Annotated in this window: 14 protein-coding genes and 1 pseudogene; 4 read left to right on the top strand and 11 right to left on the bottom strand. The window is 70.3% G+C overall.

Features of this window, described 5'->3' with window-relative positions; translation table 11 throughout:
- Positions 1-20 precede the first annotated feature (20 nt).
- From G545_RS0112775 to G545_RS0112755, 5 genes are all read right to left on the bottom strand, one after another.
- Entirely contained in the window at positions 21-1,646 is a 1,626-nt protein-coding gene (locus G545_RS0112775; protein ID WP_027070723.1) for an electron transfer flavoprotein-ubiquinone oxidoreductase, read from the bottom strand.
- Between the two features lie 97 nt (positions 1,647-1,743).
- Complete coding sequence (locus G545_RS0112770; protein ID WP_027070722.1) at positions 1,744-2,385, bottom strand: ABC-type transport auxiliary lipoprotein family protein; 642 nt, start codon at positions 2,383-2,385, stop codon at positions 1,744-1,746.
- On the bottom strand, positions 2,382-3,314 hold the full coding sequence (locus G545_RS0112765; RefSeq protein WP_027070721.1) for an MlaD family protein: 933 nt from the start codon (positions 3,312-3,314) through the stop codon (positions 2,382-2,384). The genes G545_RS0112770 and G545_RS0112765 overlap by 4 nt, the downstream gene beginning before the upstream one ends.
- Entirely contained in the window at positions 3,314-4,126 is an 813-nt protein-coding gene (locus G545_RS0112760) for an ABC transporter ATP-binding protein (protein ID WP_027070720.1), read from the bottom strand. The genes G545_RS0112765 and G545_RS0112760 overlap by 1 nt, the downstream gene beginning before the upstream one ends.
- The gene (locus G545_RS0112755; RefSeq protein WP_027070719.1) at positions 4,120-5,232 is read right to left on the bottom strand and encodes an ABC transporter permease; all 1,113 of its coding nucleotides are present in this window, start codon (positions 5,230-5,232) and stop codon (positions 4,120-4,122) included. The genes G545_RS0112760 and G545_RS0112755 overlap by 7 nt, the downstream gene beginning before the upstream one ends.
- Positions 5,233-5,503: 271 nt before the next feature.
- Between G545_RS0112755 and G545_RS0112750 the strand changes: the two genes are divergently transcribed.
- On the top strand, positions 5,504-6,700 hold the full coding sequence (locus G545_RS0112750) for a threonine/serine exporter family protein (protein ID WP_154656605.1): 1,197 nt from the start codon (positions 5,504-5,506) through the stop codon (positions 6,698-6,700).
- Positions 6,701-6,875: 175 nt separating this feature from the next.
- On the opposite strand, the pseudogene G545_RS0112745 reads toward G545_RS0112750, so the two are convergent.
- The 3 genes and pseudogenes from G545_RS0112745 to G545_RS0112735 form a co-directional block, all read right to left on the bottom strand.
- Positions 6,876-7,241 (bottom strand): annotated as a pseudogene (locus G545_RS0112745) (H-NS histone family protein); the annotation flags it as partial.
- 162 nt (positions 7,242-7,403) lie between these two features.
- Positions 7,404-9,101, bottom strand: a complete 1,698-nt coding sequence (locus G545_RS0112740; protein ID WP_027070716.1) for a proline--tRNA ligase — start codon at positions 9,099-9,101, stop codon at positions 7,404-7,406.
- A gap of 92 nt (positions 9,102-9,193) precedes the next feature.
- Positions 9,194-9,613 carry a DUF4124 domain-containing protein gene (locus tag G545_RS0112735; protein ID WP_081677896.1) on the bottom strand — a complete coding sequence of 140 codons (420 nt, stop codon included), beginning with the start codon at positions 9,611-9,613 and terminating at the stop codon, positions 9,194-9,196.
- Positions 9,614-9,710: 97 nt separating this feature from the next.
- Here G545_RS0112735 and pssA point away from each other — a divergent pair, with 97 nt between their 5' ends.
- Genes pssA through rimI form a run of 3 tightly spaced genes read left to right on the top strand, consistent with a single transcriptional unit; the run spans position 9,711 to position 11,511 of the window.
- Positions 9,711-10,499 (top strand): CDP-diacylglycerol--serine O-phosphatidyltransferase, encoded by a 789-nt coding sequence (gene pssA, locus G545_RS0112730; protein ID WP_027070714.1) that lies wholly within the window; start codon positions 9,711-9,713, stop codon positions 10,497-10,499.
- Positions 10,496-11,038 (top strand): hypothetical protein, encoded by a 543-nt coding sequence (locus G545_RS15705; protein WP_027070713.1) that lies wholly within the window; start codon positions 10,496-10,498, stop codon positions 11,036-11,038. Before pssA ends, G545_RS15705 begins: the two co-directional genes overlap by 4 nt.
- Positions 11,035-11,511, top strand: coding sequence for a ribosomal protein S18-alanine N-acetyltransferase (gene rimI, locus G545_RS0112720; protein WP_036136512.1), 477 nt, complete (start codon positions 11,035-11,037; stop codon positions 11,509-11,511). The genes G545_RS15705 and rimI overlap by 4 nt, the downstream gene beginning before the upstream one ends.
- Positions 11,512-11,666: 155 nt before the next feature.
- On the opposite strand, the gene G545_RS0112715 is transcribed toward rimI, so the two are convergent.
- The 3 genes from G545_RS0112715 to G545_RS0112705 form a co-directional block, all read right to left on the bottom strand.
- A complete protein-coding gene (locus G545_RS0112715; protein WP_027070711.1) occupies positions 11,667-14,594 on the bottom strand; it encodes a valine--tRNA ligase in 2,928 nt (975 codons plus the stop codon).
- A gap of 206 nt (positions 14,595-14,800) precedes the next feature.
- Positions 14,801-15,223 carry a DNA polymerase III subunit chi gene (locus tag G545_RS0112710; RefSeq protein ID WP_027070710.1) on the bottom strand — a complete coding sequence of 141 codons (423 nt, stop codon included), beginning with the start codon at positions 15,221-15,223 and terminating at the stop codon, positions 14,801-14,803.
- Between the two features lie 13 nt (positions 15,224-15,236).
- A complete protein-coding gene (locus G545_RS0112705) occupies positions 15,237-16,745 on the bottom strand; it encodes a leucyl aminopeptidase (protein WP_027070709.1) in 1,509 nt (502 codons plus the stop codon).
- Positions 16,746-17,024 lie beyond the last annotated feature (279 nt).

The following is a 17,024-nucleotide window of genomic DNA, read 5'->3' as shown; positions in this document are numbered from 1 at the left end:
CGCGTACGCGGGAACGACGATCAGAGGTTCTGGTAATTCGGCCCCGCCCCTCCCTCCGGGGTCACCCACGTGATGATCTCGTACGGGTCCTTGATGTCGCAGGTCTTGCAGTGCACGCAGTTGGCGGCGTTGATCTGCAGCCTGCGGCCGCCCTCGTCCTCGACCATCTCGTAGACGCCGGCGGGACAGAAGCGGGTGCAGGGATTGCCGTATTCGACGGTGCATCGCTCCACGCAGATGCTGGTGTCGTGCACGATCAGGTGGACGGGCTGGTCCTCGTCGTGGTCGGTGGCGGCGAAGTACACGCCGGCCAGGCGGTCGCGCGGGGCAAGGTCGCGGTCGACCCAGCCGCGGTCGGGGGCCTCGTACTCGGCGAGCTTCTCAAGCGAGCTCCAGTCGGCGCGGTTCTTCAGGGTCCAGGGCGAGCGGCCGCCGGTGATGGTTTCCCAGCCGGCGTTGAGGATGCCCATCCACAGGCCCTTCTTGAAGCCGGGCTTGATGTTGCGGACCGACTTGAGCTCGGCCATGACCGCGCTGTCGCGCAGCTTGGCGTCGAAGCCCTTCGGCGACAGGGCGTTGGCGGCCAGGTGCTCGGCGGCCAGCATGCCGCTGCGGATCGCCTGGTGGGTGCCCTTGACCTTGGGCACGTTGAGCAGGCCGGCGGTGTCGCCGATCAGCAGGGCGCCGGGCATCTCCACGCGGGGCAGGGACTGGTAGCCGCCGGTCACGATCGCGCGGGCGCCGGCGGAGATGATCTCGCCGCCTTCCAGCAGTGGCTTGACCATGGGGTGGTGCTTGAACTGCTGGAACGCCTCCCACGGGCGGTACTCCGGGTCCTCGTAGTCCAGGCCAGTGACGTAGCCGATGGCGATGCGGCCCTTGTCGAGGTGGTAGATGAAGCTGCCGCCGTAGGTGGACTTGTCGGCGGGCCAGCCGAAGCTATGGACGATCTTGCCGGGGCTGGTGCGCTCCTCGGGGACCTGCCACAGCTCCTTGATGCCGATCGAGTAGCCCTGCGGGTCGGACTCGGCGTCCAGCGCGAAGCGCTTGACCAGCCGCTTGGTCAGGTGGCCGCGCGCGCCCTCGGCCAGCACGGTCACCTTGGCCTTGATGTCGATGCCCTGGGTGTAGCCGGGCTTGTGGCTGCCGTCCTTCGCCACGCCCATGTCGCCGATGCGCACGCCGGTGACGGCGCCGTCCTCGTCATGCAGGGTCTCGGCGGCGGCGAAGCCGGGGAAGACGTCGACCCCGAGCGCCTCGGCCTGCGGCGCCAGCCAGGCGCACATCGCGCCCAGGCTGACGATCACGTTGCCGTGGTTGTTCATGCCCGGCGGGACGGGCAGCTTGCGGCCCCCGTCCTTGCTGAGCAGCCAGAACTCGTCTTCCTTGGCGTCCACGCACACCGGCGGCGGGTTGTCGCGCCAGCCCGGGAGCAGCTCGTCCAGCGGGCCGGTCTCGATGACCGCGCCGGAAAGGATGTGGGCGCCGACGGTCGCGCCCTTCTCGATCACGCAGACGTTGATCTCCGGATCCAGCTGCTTGAGCCGGATCGCGAACGCCAGCCCGGCCGGCCCGGCGCCGACGGTGATGACGTCGTACTCCATCACGTCGCGTTCGGTCTCGGGGGCTTGGGTCGGGTCGTTCATGGCGGGCTCCTGCGGGTCCACCGGGCATTGTCGCGGGTTTGTTCAAGCACGCCAAATCCCGCTCCGTCATTCCCGCGCACGCGGGAATCCACCGGGCTCAAGGCGCCGGCGCCCGGCGGGTGAAGTGGGCGTTGCCGCTGGCGAGCGTCCAGCCGGCGAGCTCGCTGGTGACATGGTGCAGGGACTGCTCGAAGGCGCGAACCACCTCCTCGGTGCCGGTACCGGCCGCGGGCGTGGAATGGCGGAAGGTGCGCGAGGCGACCACCTCCTGGCCGCGCACGTCCAGGAGCTTGGCCGCCAGCTCGATGTTGGCCGAGGGCGCCGGCAGGCCGTCGTAGGCGGACTCGAAGCGGCGCAGGTCCAGCACCAGGCGGTAGTTGGCCCCGACGCCGCTGCCCTGGCGCGCCACCGCGCCGATCCGGCCGGAGTCCTCCAGGGCGCGCAGCAGCGCGTCCTCGACCATGTCGGTCGGCATCTTGCCCCAGGCCGCGCCCTTGTAAACCTGCACCTCGTGCGGGGTGGGGCGGACCATGATCCGCAGGCTGTCGGTCATCCGCGAGGCTTCCGCGCGGGCCAGGGTGAGCTGCCAGTCGGCCTGCGGCCAATCCGCGCCCGCCTCCACCCGCGGATCGAGCACGTAGATGGTCGAGCGCTTGTCGTTGCTGCCGCCGTTGAGCAGGGCGCACGCGGAGAGGGAGAGGAGCAGCGCGGTGGCGGTGAGGAACCTGGTCGTCTTCATTCGGGCTCGAACTCCTTCGGCGCGTCGCGGCCCAGCAGGTAGCCGGTGGGGTTGTTGTCGAGGCGGTCGCTGATGCGGCGCAGGTCGCGCACCAGGCTGCGGACCTCGCCCAGCGTCGGGCCCAGCTGGGCGAGGCCGTCGTTGGCGAAGCTGCTGATCGCGGCGCGGTTCTCGTTCACCAGGCCGTTGGCGCCCTGGGCGGCGGAGTCCAGTTCCACCAGTGCGTGGTCGAGCCGGTCGACCAGGGCCGGCAGGCGCTGGATCACGTCGCGGTCGATGTCGGCGATCGCGCGGTCGGTGCGCTGCAGGGTCTGCTGCAGCTGCTCGCTGGCGGCGCGGGCGTTGAGCATGATCTCGCGCACGTCGTCGCGCTGCTCGGCCACCGACTCGGTGAGCAGGCGGATGTTGTCCAGCGAGGCAGACACCCGCTCGATGTTCTCCTCGCTGAGCAGCTGGTCCAGGCGGGCGACCAGGCGGTTGGCGGTGTCGGCGATGTTCTGCAGCGCGGACGGCTCGGTCTCGATCACCGGCCAGGGCGCGCGGCCGCTGTACACGGCGTCCAGTCGCGGCGCCTCCGGGCTGCCGCCGGTGAGCTGGATGAAGGGGCTGCCGGTCAGGCCCGACATCGACATCTTGGCGCGGGTATCACTCTTGACCGGCGCACGGGCCTGGATGCGCAGCAGGGCGCGGACCCGGCGCGGGTCATCGGGGGCCAGGCTCAGGCGCTCGACTGTGCCCACGGCGATGCCGTTGTACTGCACCGCGCTGCCCTCGCTCAGGCCGGTGACCGGCTCGTTGAAGATCACCAGGTATTCCTGCCAGCTGCGCTCGGACGACCAGTTGGCGCCCCACAGGGCGAACAGCAGCAGGGCGACGCTGACGATGATCGTGAAGGCGCCGATCAGGACGTAGTTGGCCTTGGTTTCCATCAGCAGCTTGCCTCGGCGGTCTGCCCCGGCGCACCCGTGTCCTTGGCGGCACGGGCGCGGGGACCATGGAAGTACTCGCGCACCCAGGGGTGGTCGAGCCGTTCGATCTCGGGCAGCGGTGCGCAGGCGATCACCCGCTTGTCGGCCAGCACCGCGACCCGGTCGCAGATAGCGTAAAGCGTGTCCAGGTCATGGGTGATGAGGAACACCGTCAGCCCCAGTGCCTGCTGCAGGGTGCGCACCAGGTCGTCGAAGGCGGCCGCGCCGATCGGGTCCAGGCCGGCGGTGGGCTCGTCCAGGAACAGCAGCGGCGGGTCCATCGCCAGCGCCCGCGCCAGCCCGGCGCGCTTGCGCATGCCGCCGGACAGCTGCGAGGGCAACTTGTTGATCGCCTCGGCCGGCAGGCCCGACAGCTTCACCTTCAGCAGGGCGAGCTCGTAGAGCAGGGGCTCCGGCAGGTGGCGGTGGTACTCCTTCAGCGGCACCTGCACGTTCTCGCCGACGGTCAGCGAGGAGAACAGGGCGCCGTCCTGGAACAGCACGCCGCTGTGCTGCTCAATGTGCCGGCGCTGCGCTTCGGTGGCGTTGAGCGCGTCGATCCCCAGCACCTCGACCTCGCCCTCGTCGGGCCGCCGCAGGCCGATGATCGAGCGCATCAGCACCGACTTGCCGCTGCCGGACCCGCCGACCACGCCGAGGATCTCGCCGCGCCGGACCTCCAGGTCCAGCCCGTCGTGCACCACCTGCTTGCCGAAGCGGTTGACCAGCCCGCGCACGCGGATGATCGGGTCCGGGACGGCGGCGCTCACCAGCCCATCTCCATGAACCACATCGCGGCAAAGGCGTCGAGGATGATCACCACCGAGATCGACTGCACCACCGAGGAGGTGGTCCGCTCGCCCACCGACTGCGCGGTGCCGGTGACCTGCATGCCCTCCAGGCAGCCGATCAGGCCGATCAGCATCGCGAACACCGGTGCCTTCGACAACCCGACCCACATGTGCTTGAGGTCCATCGTGTTCTGCATGCGCCCCAGGTACTGCTGCGGCGCGATGTCCAGCCCGAACACGCCCACGACCAGTCCGCCCAGCAGGCCGGCGATCATCCCCAGGAAGGTCAGCAGCGGCAGCATCACCAGCAGGGCGCTGATGCGCGGGATCACCAGCAGGTCGATCGGATCCAGCCCCAGGGCGCGGATCGCGTCGACCTCCTCGCGGCTGACCATCGAACCGATGTGCGCGGTGAAGGCGCTGGCGGTGCGGCCGGCAAGGATGATCGCCGTCAGCAGCACCGCGAACTCGCGCAGGAACGAGATGCTGACCAGTTCCACCACGAACTGGGTGGCACCGAAGTCGCGCAGCACGTTCGCGCCCAGGAAGGCGATCACCGCGCCGACCAGGAAGCACAGCAGGAACACCAGCGGCACCGCGTCCAGGCCGACCTGCTCCATGTGGTAGACGGTGGAGGTGGCGCGCAGCCGGCGCGGCTCGCGGACCAGGCGCGTCATCTTGACCAGCACCTCGCCCAGGAAGGCGACCAGCGCCAGCACTTCCTGGCCGTTGCGGTACATCGCCTTGCCGAGGCGGGCGAGGGCGTCGGCGACGCCGTACTCGCGCTTCTTCGGCGGGCGGTCGTCGGCGACATCGCCGATGGCGGCGACCAGCGGTCCGTGCTCGTCACTGAAGCGGAAGCCGGCGAAGTCGAGCTTGCGCTTGCGGGCGAAGCGCAGCAGCTGCAGCACGCCGAGCGAATCGAGCCGGGCGACGCCACTGGCATCGACCTGGCGTGCGTCGTCGGGCGCTTCCTCGAGGGCGCGCCGGATGCCCTCGGCCTCGGCCAGGGTCCACGCGCCGAGGAGGCGCACGGTGCCGTCGGGCTGGCCGGCCTCGATTCGGGGCTGTGGGTCGCGCTCGCTCATGCCGGGCCGAGCATACCCGGCGCCGCGTGGAGCTGTCCGCACGCTGGGCTGCGTGCCATGCTACGGCGCGATGCAGACCCCGCCCCAGACCCCGCCCCAGACCCCGCCCGACGTCCCTTTGCCCGACCTCGGCCACAGTGCCCCGGGCGGGCCGCCGGGCGCGAATCCGCTGCTCACCGCCTCCGATCCGGCCGCGCGGACCGCGCCGGATCCGACCACCGCGGGCAACCGCCCTCTGGCCAACCTGGGCTATGGCGAGCGGGTCGACTTCATGGTCGAGCTGGCCACCCGCCTGCACCGCTACGGCACCACCGCGCAACGCCTGGAAGCGGCGCTGCTGGACGTGGCCGCGCGGCTGCGGGTCGAGTGCGAGCCGTGGTCCAGCCCGACCGCGCTGATCCTGTCCTTCAGCGACCCGCAGCGGGTCACCGGCAGCAGCGACATCACCCGCGTGGTGCGGCTGTCGCCAGGCGACACCGACCTGCACCGGCTGGCCGAGACCGACCGCGTGGCCGAGGCGCTGATCGCCGGCGAGCTGGACGTGGCCGGTGCCTTCGACGCACTGCGCGCGCTGGACCGCCGGCCGAGCCGGTGGAGCCGGGTGGTGGAAGTGCTCGGTGCCGGCCTGATCTGCGCGGCGCTCGCGGCGTTGCTGCGCCTGCCGTGGCTGGAGATCGGCGTGGCGGGTGTCAACGGCCTGGTGATCGGCGTGCTCTTGCAGGGCGCGATGACCCGCCCGTGGCTGCGCGATGCCTCCGAGGTGCTGCTGGCGATGTTCGTCACCCTGGTCGCGGTGGTGGTCGCCAGCCTGGTCGCGCCGATCAACCAGAACACCGTGATCATCGCCTCGCTGATCCCGCTGCTGCCCGGACTGACGCTGACCAACTCGGTCAACGAGCTGACCAGCGGCCACCTGGTATCGGGCACCTCGCGCTTTGCTGGCGCCGTGACCACGGTGGCGAAGCTGGCGGTGGGGACGGCGATCGCCCTGTACGTGGCCAACATCGTCGGCCTGGAACCCCAGGTCCGCGCCTGGCGCCCGCAACCGGACTGGGTGGAATGGAGCGCCCTGGCGGCCGCCGCGCTCGCCTTCGCCGTGGCCTTCCGCGCCGAAGTGCGCGACTACCCCGTGGTCATGCTCGCCGCCGCCGCCGGCTACCTGGTCTCACGCCACGCCGACCTCGCCTGGGGCGCCCCGGTCGGAATCTTCCTGGCTGCGATGCTGATGACCGCCGCCGGCAACGGCTACGCACAACTGACCGGCCGCCCGGGCGCGATCGTGCGCGTGCCGGGGATCATCCTGCTGGTGCCGGGAAGCGCGAGCCTGCGCGGGTTGCTGACGTTGCTGCAGCAGCAGGACGTGAATGTCGGCGAGGAGGCGATGCTCGGGGTGATGAACATCCTGCTCGCGCTGCTGGCCGGGTTGCTGCTGGGGAATCTGCTGCTGCCGTCGCGGCGGCATTTGTAGGGTTTATCCCCTCTCCCTTGCTCTACTCCCTTCTCCCGCTTGCGGGAGAAGGTGCCCAAAGGGCGGATGAGGGGCTTTCAGCACCGCGGCAGAAAAGCCCCCTCACCCCTGCCCTCTCCCGCAAGCGGGAGAGGGGGACAAAGTGAAATGCCGGCGAAGCCGGCATTTCGTCTTATTTTTCGATCAGGAACTCTTCCACCTGGCGCCCCTCGGCGGTCAGGGCGGCGAGCCAGCGGGGCTGGCGGCCGCGGCCGGTCCAGGTTTCCTCGGGGTTGTCCGGGTTGCGGTACTTCGGCGGGACCTTGCCCAGCTTGCGGGCCTTCTTGGCGACGCGGCCGGTGCTGCGCGGAGCGGTGGCGGTGCTGCCGGTGGTGCCGAACAGTTCCTCGATCGTGTAGCCCTCGGCCTTGGCCTGCTGCTCCAGCTTGCGGCGCACCTGGGCGACCGGCTTGCGCTTGGCCAGGGTGGTCTTGCGCTTCTTGGCCTTGTTGATGAGGGTCTCGAGCTCTCGCGCGGAAAGGGAGTTGATATCGATCGACATATGGGCTCCGTAGGGGAATAACCCGGCCACTGCGGCCGCGCCGGCCATGTTAATGGGGTGCCGGCGCCGGAGTAAATGGGAAAGGCGTGATTGGGGCGGGAAATGCAAAACCGGACCCGGGTTTACCCCGGGTGGAGCCGCCGCCCGCTTCCGGGTATGGCCTTACGCGCCCAGTCGAGCCAGCACGGAAGCGCGGTCCAGGTTCTCCGATTCCGCCGCGCTGCGGTGGCGGTATTCAAACGTACCGGCCTCCAGGCCGCGCCCGGACACCACCACGCGGTGCGGGATGCCGACCAGTTCGATATCGGCAAACATCGAGCCGGGCCGCAGGCCGCGGTCGTCCAGGACCACCTCGACGCCGGCGGACTGCAGCTCCCGGTACAGCGAGGCGGCGGCGTCTTCCACCGCGGCATCGCCCTTGGGATTGATCACGCAGATGGCGACCTGCCACGGCGCCATGGCCTCCGGCCAGATCACGCCGTTCTCGTCGTGGTTCTGCTCGATCGCGGCCGCGACGATGCGCGAAACCCCGATCCCGTAGCAGCCCATCGTCGGCACCACGGCCTTGCCGTTGGAATCAAGCACGGTGCATTCCATCGCTTCGGCATACGCGCGGCCGAGCTGGAAGATATGTCCCACTTCGATGCCGCGGGCGATCGAGAGCGTGCCCTGGCCGTCGGGGGAGGGGTCGCCCGCCACGACGTTGCGCAGATCGGCCACCAGGTTCGGCTCGGGCAGGTCGCGGCCCCAGTTCACCCCGGCAATATGGAAACCGTCGCGGTTGGCGCCCACGACGAAATCCGCCATTGCGGCAACGGTCCGGTCGGCAACGACCTTCACCGGCTTTTTTGGGTTGATCGGCCCGAGGAATCCCGGTGCCGCGCCCAGGTGTTCGGAAATCTCCGCCTCGGTCGCCATCCGGTACCCGGCCAGGCCGGGGAGCTTGGCCAGCTTGATCTCGTTGGGCACGTGGTCGCCGCGCAGCAGGGCCACCACGAACCCGTCCTCGCCCATCAGCGCCAGGGTCTTCACCGTGCGCTGGAGCGGGATGCCCATCAGCGCCGCGACCGCTTCGCAGGTTTTCTGCGTCGGGGTTTCCACGTCGCGCATGGATTCGGACGGCTCGGGCCGCGGGCCGGGCGCGACCGCCTCGGCAAGCTCCACGTTGGCCGCATACCCCGAATCACTGGCGAAGGCGATCGCGTCCTCGCCCGAGTCGGCCAGCACGTGGAACTCGTGCGAGGCGCTGCCGCCGATCGCGCCGGTATCGGCAAACACCGCGCGGAAACGCAAGCCGAGCCGCTCGAATATCCGGCTGTAAGCCTGGTACATCACCTCGTACTGGCGCTGCAGGTCGGCCTCATCGAGGTGGAAGGAATAGGCATCCTTCATCAGGAACTCGCGCGCGCGCATCACGCCGAAGCGCGGGCGGATCTCGTCGCGGAACTTGGTCTGGATCTGGTAGAAACACGCCGGCAGCTGCTTGTAGCTGGCCAGCTCGTTGCGCGCGAAGTCGGTGATGACCTCCTCGTGCGTCGGTCCGTAGCAGTACCAGGCCTCCTTGCGGTCCTGCATTTTCAGCAGCTGGCCGCCGAACTTTTCCCAGCGCCCGGTTTCTTCCCACAGCTCGCGCGGCTGCACGTTCGGCATCAGCATTTCGATGGCGCCGGCGGCGTCCATCTCCTCCCGCACCACCTTCTCCACCTTGCGCAGCACGCGCAGGCCGAGCGGGGTCCAGGTATAGAGTCCGGCGGCGAGCTTGCGGATCATGCCCGCCTTGAGCATCAGCTTGTGGCTGGCGAGCTCGGCTTCGGCCGGGATTTCCTTGCTGGTACGGAGATGGAACTGCGACAGACGCATGGCGGGCAATGCCTGAACCGGGGGAGGCCGGCATTCTGGCACGTTCTCCGGCGGACGCTCCCGGCCGCGACCCGTCCGAAGCGGGCGTTTCGTCAGTCGGCGGACGCCGGTTGCGCGCAGTGCACCCGGATCGAGGCCTCGGCCAGCTGCAGCTGCGCGTGGCGCTGGGCGGCATCGAGCTCGGTGTCGGCGACGCCGTCGCCATCGGTGTCCTCGCCGACCGGCCCGTCGCTCTTGAGCATGGCCAGGTTGTTCCGCGCGGCCAGGCAGGCCTCGCTCTCGCCCGAGGCTGCCTCTTCAGCCTCCGGACTGGCGGCGCGGCTCGCGGCCCCGTTGTGGCTGATGTAGCGCACGCTGTGCTCGGCGCCGGCCGGCGGCGGGGTGTCGGAGTAGTGGGTGACGCCGTTCGCGTCCTTCCACTGGTACAGCTCCTGGGCGGCGGCCGGCAGGGCCACCAGGCCGGTGGCGAGCAGGGCGGCGAGGATCAGTCGGGGAACGGTCTGGAAGGGCATGTCGTGCTTTCCGTTGCGTCGTGGAACCAGGGACGGGGGACTGCAGCGCCCGATTGCAGCACCGCGCCATCGCGCAGGCAAGCGCTAAACTGCCGAAATGGAACCCGCGCCCCCCTCCCAGCCGCCCCCGCGCCACCGTGGCCGTGGCATCTACCTGTTGCCCAACCTGTTCACCACCGGCGGGCTGTTCGCCGGCTTCTACGCGATCATCGCCGCCACGCAGGGCATCTACGACAACGCCTGCATCGCGATCTTCGTCGCCGCGGTGCTCGATGGGCTGGATGGCCGCGTCGCCCGGTTGACCAACACCCAGAGCGAGTTCGGCGTGCAGTACGACTCGCTGGCCGACCTGATCAGCTTCGGCCTGGCGCCGGCGCTGGTGATGTACCACTGGGCGCTGGCCTCGATGGCGCTGGACGGCACCACGCTGCGCAAGGTGGGCTGGGCGGCCGCCTTCCTGTACGCCGCCTGCGCCGCGCTGCGCCTGGCGCGCTTCAACTCGCAGGTGGGGCAGGTCGACAAGCGCTGGTTCATCGGCCTGGCCAGTCCCGCCGCCGCCGGATTGATGGCGAGCTTCGTGTGGACCTTCTTCGACCGCGGCTACGTGGGCGGCGAGCTGCGCTACGCGGCGCTGGCAGTAACGGTCGCCGCCGCGCTGATGATGGTCAGCCCGATCCGCTACTTCAGCTTCAAGGGCGGCGGGCCGCGCAGCGACCGCATGCCGTTCCTGATGGGCGTGGTGATGCTCGTGGTCGCGGTCGCCTTGGCGATCGACCCGCCGTTCGTGCTGCTGACCGCCGGCGTGCTGTACGCACTCTCGGGGCCGGTCGCCGCGGGCTGGCGGCGCCTGCGTCCGGCCGCGGCACCGGAGGAGGAGAGCCGGTGAGCGGGTGGAGCGCGCAACAGGCCCAGTGGCTGCGTGCGCTCGGGTACCCGGTGCTCGTCCGCCGCGAGCCGGACTGGCCGCAGGGTGCGGCGCGTGCCGGTGGGGCGTTGCCGGAGGAGCGAACCGGCCCACCCCCGCAGCGCTCCGGATCGGAGGGCGCGCCGCCCCCGCCCGCCGGGCTGCGTGCCCGCGACACGACGTCGCGGCCGCCCCGCCGCGATGCCCCGTCGCGCCCTGGCACCGGGCCGACCGCCGCTCCGCCGGCGGCGGACACCTCGCCCGCATCGGCAGCGCCGCGTACGGACACTTCCGCCAAGCTGGTGGCGATCGCCCAGGCACGCCGCGAGCGCGACTTCGGCAATCCCCGCTTCGCGCCCCTGCTCGAGCAGCTCCTCCGGGCCGCGGGCCTGGAAGGCGATGCCGGCCGCGAGCGCCTGCGTGCCATGGAGGTCGAGCTGTCGCGGCTGCACCGCGACCCGGCCGCCAAGCGCGCGTTGTGGCCGGCCCTGCGCGCGTTGCGCCGGGAGTCGCGTCAATGAACGCCGCCCGGCCGGCGCCGGTCACCGGCCGGCTGCGCCCGATGCGCGAAGCGGACCTGGACGCGGTCCACGCCCTGGAGGTCCGCGCCTACGAGTTCCCCTGGTCGCTGGGGACCTTCCGCGACTGCCTGCGCGCGAACTACTCGTGCTGGGTGCTGCAGCACGACGAACGCCTGATCGGCTATTTCCTGCTCTCCGTCGCCGCCGGCGAGGCGCACGTGCTCAACATCTGCGTCGACCCAAGGCTGCAGGGGCAGGGCCTGGGGCGGGTGATGATGGGCAACCTGCTCAAGCTCGCGCGCCAGCACCGCGCCGAGCGGATCTTCCTGGAGGTCCGCCCGAGCAACCCTCCGGCGATCCACCTGTACGAGTCGCTCGGCTTCAACGAGATCGGCCGCCGACCGCGCTACTACCCGTCGCGGGACGGGCGGGAGGACGCGATCGTGATGGCGATGGAGTTGCTGCCGGATTGACCGTCATCCCCGCGCACGCGGAGGTAGCTCCCCGTCATCCCCGCGCACGTGGGGATCCAGGGGCTTTCCCGGCTGCGGATGGCACCCCCGTCGGCGATGGCGCGGGTCTGGATCCCCGCTTGCGCGGGGATAACGGCAGGGGCGGAGTGGCGGCCCTAGCCCATTCGCGCCCGCTGGGAAGCCAAGGCCTCGCGCTGCGTCGTCCAGTCAACCAGCCGCTTGCGCTCCTGCTCGACCACCGCGGCGGGGGCGTTGGCAACGAAGGTCTCGTTCGCCAGCTTGCCCTTGCACTTGGCGATCTCGGCGTCGACCTTCTTCAGCTCCTTGTCGAGACGGGCGCGTTCGGCGTCCAGGTCGACCAGGCCTTCCAGAGGGACCAGCAGCTTGAGCTCGCCGACCACGGCGGTCGCGGCGGCGGGGGCGTCCGCGGTGCTGGCGAGCAGGTCGATGCGCTCGAGCTTGCCGAGAAAGCGCAGCGAGGCGTCGAAGCGATCGATGCGGCGGCGGTCATCCTCGCTGGCGTCGGCCAGCAGCAGGGTGACCTGCTTCGACGGGGGAACGTTGAGCTCGCCGCGGACCCGGCGGATCGCCGAGACCATCGCCTTGAGCCACTCGACGTCGGCTTCGGCGCGGGCCTGGTCGTCGACCTGGATGTCGCCGGGCTCGGGGTAGCGCTGGACCATGATGGAGCCGGCCGGCAGGCCCAGGCGCGGCGCCACCTGCTGCCACAGTTCCTCGGTCACGAACGGGACCAGCGGGTGCAGCAGGGCGAGCAGGCGCTCGAGCACGTACAGCAGGGTGTGGCGGGTGCTGTCGGCGGCGGCGCGGCCTTCCCCGGTATCGGTGTCGCCGTGCAGGGCCGGCTTGGCCAGTTCGACGAACCAGTCGCAGAAGTCGTTCCAGGCGAACTCGTAGAGGGCCTGGCTGAGCAGGTCGAAGCGGTAGTCGGCGAAGTGCCTGGCGGCTTCGGCGGCGGTGGCTTCGAGGCGGGAGAGGATCCAGCGTTGGGCGTCGGTGGTGGGGGTGGGGGGTAGTGGGGTTGCCTGGTGGACTTGGGAACTGCCCTCATCCGCCCTTCGGGCACCTTCTCCCGCAGGCGGGAGAAGGGAAGGAGCCGCGGGGAGGGAAAAGCCCTCGGTGTTCATGAGGACGAAGCGGGTGGCGTTCCAGAGTTTGTTGCAGAAGTTCTTGTAGCCTTCGGCGCGGCCGAGGTCGAACTTGATGTCGCGGCCGTGGCCGGCGAGGGCGGCCATGGTGAAGCGCAGGGCGTCGGCGCCGAAGGCGGGGATGCCGTCGGGGAACTCGCGGCGGGTCGCCTTTGCGATCTTCTCGGCCATCTTCGGCTGCATCAGGCCGGTGGTGCGCTTGGCGACCAGGTCGTCCAGGCTGATGCCGTCGATCAGGTCCAGGGGGTCGAGGATGTTGCCCTTGGACTTGGACATCTTCTGGCCGTCCTTGTCGCGGACCAGGCCGGTGACGTAGACGTCGTGGAAGGGCACTTCGCCGGTGAAGTGGTCGGTCATCATGATCATCCGGGCGACCCAGAAGAAGATGATGTCGAAGCCGGTCACCAGCACGGACGAGGGCAGGTAGCGGTCGATGCCGAGTCCGGCCATCGCGGCTTCGTCCGGCCAGCCCTGGGTGGAGAAGGGCCACAGGGCGGACGAGAACCAGGTCTCCAGCACGTCCTCGTCCTGGCGCAGCGGGACGTCGTCGGCCAGGCCGTACTTCGCGCGCACCTCGGCCTCGTCGCGGCCGACGTGGATGTTGCCGGCCGGGTCGTACCAGGCCGGGATGCGGTGGCCCCACCACAGCTGGCGGCTGATGCACCAGTCCTGGATGTTCTCCATCCAGTGGCGGTAGGTGTTGATCCAGTTGCCGGGGACGAACCGGACCTTCCCGCTCTCGGCCAGTTCCAGGCCGCGGGCGCCGAGGGCGTCCATCTTCACGAACCACTGGTCGGTCAGGTACGGCTCGATCACCTGGCCGGTGCGGTCGCCGCGCGGGACCTGCAGCTTGTGCGGCTTGTCTTCCACCAGCAGGCCGGCGGCCTCCAGGTCGGCGAGCACGGCCTTGCGGGCCTCGTAGCGGTCCAGGCCGCGGTAGTGCTGCGGGATGCCGGCGGTGTTCGCGCGTTCGAGCTCGCCCTCGCTTGCATCCTCGCCGCCGATCACCTTTGCGGTCGGGGTCAGGATGTTCAGCAGCGGCAGGGCGTGGCGCAGGCCGACCTGGTAGTCGTTGAAGTCGTGCGCCGGGGTGACCTTGACCACGCCGGTGCCGAACTCGCGGTCGACATAGGCGTCGGCGATGATCGGGATCTCGCGCCCGGTCAGCGGCAGGGCGACGGTGCGGCCGACCAGGTGGACGTAGCGCTCGTCGTCGGGATGCACCATCACCGCGGTGTCGCCCAGCATGGTTTCCGGGCGGGTGGTGGCGACCACCAGCTGGCCGGAGCCGTCGGCGAGCGGGTAGGCGATCGACCACAGGTGGCCGTCCTCTTCCTCGTTGGCGACCTCCAGGTCGGAGATCGCGGTCTGCAGCACCGGATCCCAGTTGACCAGCCGCTGGCCGCGGTAGACCAGGCCCTCCTCGTGCAGGCGCACGAAGGCCTCGACGACGGCCTTCGCCGGCATCGGGTCCATGGTGAAGACGCTGCGCGACCAGTCACCCGAGGTGCCCATCCGGCGCATCTGCCGCTCGATGGTGCCGCCGGACTCGTGCTTCCACTCCCAGACCTTGCCGATGAAGCCGTCCCGGCCCAGCGAGTCGCGGGTCTCGCCCTTGCCCTCGCGGTCCAGGTTGCGGCTGACCACCATCTCGGTGGCGATGCCCGCATGGTCGCTGCCCATCTGCCACAGCGTGTCGAAGCCGCGCATGCGGTGGTAGCGCACCAGCGCGTCCTGCAGCGTGTGCTGGAACGCGTGCCCCATGTGCAGCGTGCCGGTGACGTTGGGCGGCGGCAGCAGCACCGAGTAGGGCGTGCCCGTGCCGCTGGGCTTGAACAGCCCCTCGGCCTCCCAGCGCTCGTAGAGCCGGGATTCGAACTGGGTGGGGTCGTAGCTGGCGGGCAGGGTGTCGGTCATTTTTCGCTTTTCCCCCTCTCCCGCCTGCGGGAGAGGGCCGGGGTGTGTCGTTCCCCCTCTCCCGCGTGCGGGAGAGGGCTGGGGTGAGGGGAGTTTTTGATCTTGTCTTCGCCTTCCGGCGCAGAACCAAAAAAACAAAATCAAAAGCTGCCCTCATCCGCCCTTCGGGCACCTTCTCCCGCAAGCGGGAGAAGGGAATTCGGGGACTACATATCGTGCTTCTTCAACTCGAATCCACGCGCCTTGTACTGCCGCCACCGCTCCCGCAGCGGATCACGCGCCGCGGGGTCGGCGGGCACCACTTCCAGCACGCGCTCGAAGCCGCCTTCCACCGCGGCATCGCGCAGGTTGATCACCAGCGGGCGCATCGGGGCGTCGGCGTCGGGGGGGGCGATCAGTACGTCGGCTTCTTCCTCGTCCATGTCCTCGCCGGCGATCTGGTGCGGGATGAAGGCGTCGGGCTCGAACGACCACAGCAGGTCGTCGAGCTCCTCGGCCTGGGCGCGGTCGCGCACCAGCACCAGGGTCGGCAGGCTGTTGGCGAAGGCGCGCTTGGCCAGCTCGCAGACGAGGCGGAGCGGCTCCTCGCGGAACCGCTCCTTCTGGATCAGGTAGAAGTCGGCCTTCATCTACGCGGCGGGATCAGGCTGCCGCGCGATTGGCGGCCCGATCAACCAGCCACTGGCTCAGCAGCCCGACCGGGCGGCCGGTGGCCATGCCGCGCTTGCCCTCGTCGCTGCCGCTGCCGGCGATGTCCAGGTGTGCCCAGCGCTGGCCCTCGGTGAAGCGCGACAGGAAGCAGCCGGCGGTGACGGCACCGGCCCAGCGGCCGCCGATGTTGTTCATGTCGGCGAAGCTGGACTCGAGCATGGTCTGGTACTCGTCCCACAGCGGCAGGCGCCAGGCCCGGTCGAAGGCCTGCTCCCCGGCCGACAGCAGCTCGGCGGCGAGCTCGTCGTCCTTGCTCATCAGGCCGGTGGCGTACTTGCCCAGGGCGACCATGCAGGCGCCGGTCAGCGTGGCGACGTCGACCAGGGCGGCGGGCTTGAACTTCTGCGACCAGGTCAGCGCGTCGCACAGCACCAGGCGGCCCTCGGCGTCGGTGTTGCCGACCTCGATGGTCTTGCCGGACATGCTGGTCAGCACGTCGGACGGGCGGTAGGCGTCGGCGTCGGGCATGTTCTCCACGGCGGCGACGATCGCGACCAGGTTGACCGGCAGCTTCATCCCTACGGCGGCGACGAAGGTGCCCATGACGGTGGCGCCACCGCACATGTCGAACTTCATCTCCTCGATGCCGCCCTGGACCTTCAGGTTGATGCCGCCGGTGTCGAAGGTCAGGCCCTTGCCGACCAGCACGTAGGGCTGGCTGTCGTCGCCGGCGCCGTCGTACTTCATCGCGATCAGGCGCGGTCGGTTGGCCGAGCCGCGGGCGACCGCCAGCAGCGAGCCCATGCCGAGCTTCTCCATGTCCGCGTCGTCGAGCACCTCGACCGAGGTGTTGTCGAAGCGGCCGGTGAACTCGCGGGCCTGGTCGGCCAGGTAGGCCGGGTTGCAGATGTTGGGCGGCAGGTTGCCGAGCTCGCGGGCGAACTTCACGCCCGCGGCGATCGCCTGGCCCTGGGCCAGCGCGTCTTCGGCGCCGTCCCCGGCGGCCAGCACGCTGAGCCGGCGCAGGCCGGGCTCGCCCTCGCGGGCCTTGTTGTCCTTGCCCAGCGTCGCGGTGTAGCGGTAGCAGGCGTGGTCGGAGGCGATCACCGCCTGGCGCACCGTCCAGGCGGCATCGTGGCCCTGGACCGGCGCGTCGGACAGGGTGAACAGCGCGTGCGAGACCGGGCCGGTCTTCAGCGCGCCGGCGGCGTCCGCCACGGCCTTGAGGTACTGGGCGGCGCCGAACTTGGCGCTCTCGCCCAGGCCGACCACCAGCACGCGCGGGGCGGCGATGCCGTCCAGGTCGTGCAGCAGGGCGGTGCGGCCGGTCTTGCCGCTGGCGTCGCCGCGGCCGAGCAGCTTCGCCAGGCGCCCGCGGCTGGCGGCGTCCAGGGCCTTGCCGGCGGGGGTGAGGGAGTTGTCGGCGAAGGCGCCGACCACGACGCAGTCGGCCTGTTGGCTGGCGGCGTCGCCGTGGAAGAGATCGAATTCGAGGGCCATACGACAGGATTCCGGACAGGTGGGGGAGGGGCCCGCGATGGCGCCCGGCCGGCCAGCACGTAGAATGCGCGGCGCGAAGGCCGCGGATGCGGTGCCGGACCGGGTCGTGACTGCCGCGGCGTCCCAGCGGGGCGACGTGGCGGGCGCGGGCCAAACGGCAAGTCTAAGCCCTGCGGCGGCCTTCACCCAAAAGCGGCCCCTGTCGCCGGGGTCGGCCCATACACCCTGTTGAGGGTGCCGGTGCCACCTTGGCGGACCTTATCCCTACACACCGGCGCA

This window comes from Lysobacter defluvii IMMIB APB-9 = DSM 18482 (assembly GCF_000423325.1).
In the GTDB taxonomy this organism is placed as follows: Bacteria; Pseudomonadota; Gammaproteobacteria; order Xanthomonadales; family Xanthomonadaceae; genus Novilysobacter; species Novilysobacter defluvii.
This window is presented reverse-complemented; position numbering and strand designations above follow the sequence as displayed.